The organism is Streptomyces sp. MBT53, assembly GCF_016654115.1.
Classification (GTDB): Bacteria; Actinomycetota; Actinomycetes; order Streptomycetales; family Streptomycetaceae; genus Streptomyces.
Genome location: NZ_JAEQAZ010000387.1, coordinates 1 through 3,228, shown reverse-complemented (window position 1 = coordinate 3,228; position 3,228 = coordinate 1). Strand labels below are relative to the sequence as shown.

Below are 3,228 nucleotides of genomic sequence, written 5' to 3'. Positions count from 1 at the left end.
GAACCAACCCCCGCCCCCGCCCTAGCCGTACAGCAGGAGTTCGACCTGTGACCGCCCCCGTAGACGACACGCAGCCCGCGAACGACACCGGCGAGAAGACCGCCAAGGCTGTCGCGCAGACGAACACGCTCGTTGCCAAGCTCTGGAACTATTGCAACGTCCTGCGTGACAACGGCATGTCCACCATCGAGTACGTCGAGCAGCTTTCCTACCTGCTCTTCCTCAAGATGGTCGACGAGATCGAGAACGACCCGTGGGACGGGCAGGACCTCAGTGCCATCGTGCCCGCCGACTACAACTGGAAGTCGCTCGTCAGCAAGCGCGGACCGGAGCTGGAGAAGCACTACCGGGACATTCTCGAACACCTCGGCCAGCACCCCGACACCACCATCGGCACGATCTTCGCCGATGCCCAGAACCGGATCACCAAGCCGGCTCTCCTGGAGAAGCTGGTCGTCGAGCTGATCGGGCGCCAAGAGTGGAACATGACCGGCACCGACCTCAAGGGCGATGCCTATGAGGGGCTGCTCAACAAGGGTGCGTCCGACACCAAGACCGGTGCAGGCCAGTACTTCACGCCCCGCGCGCTCATCGACGCCATGGTCGACGTCACCCGGCCCGGCCCCGAAGACACCATCACGGACCCGGCCTGCGGCACCGGCGGCTTCCTCATCGCCGCCCACGCCTACATCCGCGACCACCACATGAAGAAGATGTCGCTGGACGCGCGCAAGGCCTACGACGAGGGCCGCAAGATCTGGGGCAACGAACTCGTCACCGCCACCGCCCGCCTCGCCGCGATGAACATGCTCCTCCACGGCATGGGCAAGAGCGACGGGCCCAGCCTCATCCACGTCGGTGACGCCCTCGCCGACAAGCCCAGCGGCAAGCACGCCACCCTCGTCCTCGCCAACCCGCCCTTCGGCCGTAAGTCCGCGATCACGGTCATCGGTCAGGACGGCGAGGTCGAGAAGGAGGACATCCAGTACGACCGCGACGACTTCACCGCGACCACCACCAACAAGCAGCTGAACTTCCTGCAACACATCATGTCGCTCACGGCAGTTGGAGGCCGGGCCGCTGTCGTCCTGCCCGACAACGTGCTCTTCGAGGGCGGTGCCGGCGAGAAGGTGCGGCGCAAGCTTCTCGACGAGTTCGACCTCCACACCATCCTGCGGTTGCCCACCGGCATCTTCTACGCCGGAGGCGTCAAGGCCAACGTCCTCTTCTTCGACAAGAAGCCACCGCGTGCGGACGGCAAGCCGCACACCACTGACACCTGGGTGTACGACTTCCGGACCGGCCAGCACTTCACCCTCAAGCAACACCCGCTGACCCGCGCCGACCTCGACGACTTCGTGACGGCCTACCGGCCCGGGGAGCCGCGCTCCTCCCGCGTCGAGTCCGAGGACGACAACGGGCCCTTCAGGAAGTTCAGTTACGAGGACCTGATCGCTCGCGACAAGGTCAACCTCGACATCACGTGGATGAAGGACCCCGCCCTCGACGACGCCGACAGCGGTCTGGCGCCCGAGGTGATCGCGGAGGAGATCGTGCGCGATCTGCAAGCCGCGCTGAACGAGTTCACGGCCATCGCCCGCTCCCTGGGCGCAGAGGTCGACGTGCCTGAGGCCGAGGTCGAGTAGCCGCCCGCAAAAAGTGTGACGCTTTCGCGTGAAAGCGTCACACTTTTTGCGAGGGGGTGGGTGCTGCTCAGCCTTCGGACGCGTACGTCACGAAGTCCGTCCACGTGGCCGGGGCGACGGCGAAGCGGGGACCGTTGATGGTCTTGGAATCGCGAATGTGGATGGCGCGAGGCGCTAGCGCGATCTCGACACAGGACTCGCCGTCGTTGCCGCCGCTGTAACTGCTCTTGAACCACGCGAGTTCGAAGGCATCCTCGGCAGCGGTCTTGCGGATCATGTCTCTCCCAGCAGTTGTTCGATGAGGGCCGACGACTCCCGTGGGGAGAGAGCCTGCGCCCGGATGGTGCCATACCGCAGTTCGAGGATGCGCAGCTGTTTCGGATCCGTGGTCGGGCGGCCGCTGAACGCGCCGTCGGAACGCCCCACCGCCGTACCGTCCGGAAACTTCAGCACCTCGATCCTCCCGTCCAGACCGGAGTGGACCTCGCAGCTCATCGGCATCACTTGAAGCACGACGTTGCGCAGCCTCCCCACCTCCAGCAGGTGTTCGAGCTGCCCTCGCCACGCCATTGTGCCCCCGATGGGACGGCGTAGCACCGCCTCCTCCAAGACGAAGTGGATCGACGGTGCCGGGTCCCTTTCGAAGACTGATTGCCGGGCCAGGCGGGCGGCAACCATGCGCTCCACATCGTCCGGCGAGTACGGCGGCTGCGCAGCCTCGATCACGGACCGTGCATGCTCCGGCGTCTGCAACAGCCCCGCGATGATGTTGCACTCGTAGACGCCGATCTCGACCGCCTGGGCCTCCAGCTTCGCCAACGCCCGTACCTTCTTGGGGTACCGGACCTTGGCGGTGTCCTCCTTCATCGCCGAGATGAGTCCGTGCGCGTCCAACTTCTCCTCGGACTTGTCCAGATACTCGGGCCGGGGAATCCGCTTCCCCGCCTCGATCTTGTAGACGAGGTCCTCGCTGTACCCCACCGCCACCGCGAAGTCGGCGACCCGCATTCCCACCGCCTCGCGCCGCAGCCTCAGCTGTCGTCCTACCGTCGCGAGGACGGCCAAACCCCACTCGTCGTCGGGATCCACCTCCCAACCCGGCTCGTCCGCCTCCGTCTTGAGCTGTGCCTCGCCCGCGTCCAACGACATCTCGCGCCCCTCCTGATCCGTACGACCGTGCCGCGACGCCCCTACCCGCGCGACCCGTCCCGACAGCTTGGACACGACCGGACAACGCCTGGACAGTCACCGTACGCAACGGCCATGTCACTGTTCACGGTAAGCACGCACGGCCACGCTGAGTGACGTGATTCAGGAAACCTCCACCCCCGAAACCCAACCCACCTACTCCACGCGCAACTTCAGCGTGCGGCTGTCCTCCACCCCGAGAGGCGCCCGCCTGGCCCGTCTCCTCGCGACGGAACAACTCCGCGCCTGGGGACTCCCGTTGGACCCGGCCCGCCAACTCGTCGCCGAACTCGCCACCAACGCGAGCACCCACGGCCGCGTCCCTGGCCGGGACTTCGGACTCATGCTCTGCGTCATCGACAACACCCTGCGCATCGAGGTCACCGACACCCGC

4 protein-coding genes are annotated in these 3,228 nt (G+C 66.0%); 2 read left to right on the top strand and 2 right to left on the bottom strand.

What is annotated here, in order from left to right:
- The first annotated feature begins 47 nt into the window (after window positions 1-47).
- Window positions 48-1,646: a class I SAM-dependent DNA methyltransferase gene (locus JHN45_RS51315; protein WP_201056354.1), complete on the top strand. Its 1,599-nt coding sequence runs from the start codon at window positions 48-50 to the stop codon at window positions 1,644-1,646.
- Between the two features lie 67 nt (window positions 1,647-1,713).
- Here the strand turns inward: JHN45_RS51315 and JHN45_RS51310 are convergent, their stop codons facing one another.
- Together JHN45_RS51310 and JHN45_RS51305 are read right to left on the bottom strand one after the other, a co-directional pair.
- Window positions 1,714-1,923 carry a DUF397 domain-containing protein gene (locus tag JHN45_RS51310; protein ID WP_200714007.1) on the bottom strand — a complete coding sequence of 70 codons (210 nt, stop codon included), beginning with the start codon at window positions 1,921-1,923 and terminating at the stop codon, window positions 1,714-1,716.
- Entirely contained in the window at window positions 1,920-2,795 is an 876-nt protein-coding gene (locus tag JHN45_RS51305; RefSeq protein ID WP_201056353.1) for a helix-turn-helix transcriptional regulator, read from the bottom strand. Before JHN45_RS51305 ends, JHN45_RS51310 begins: the two co-directional genes overlap by 4 nt.
- A gap of 157 nt (window positions 2,796-2,952) precedes the next feature.
- On the opposite strand from JHN45_RS51305, the gene JHN45_RS51300 reads away from it, so the two are divergent.
- A partial coding sequence (locus JHN45_RS51300; RefSeq protein ID WP_374195698.1) for an ATP-binding protein occupies window positions 2,953-3,228 on the top strand: 276 nt, incomplete at its 3' end.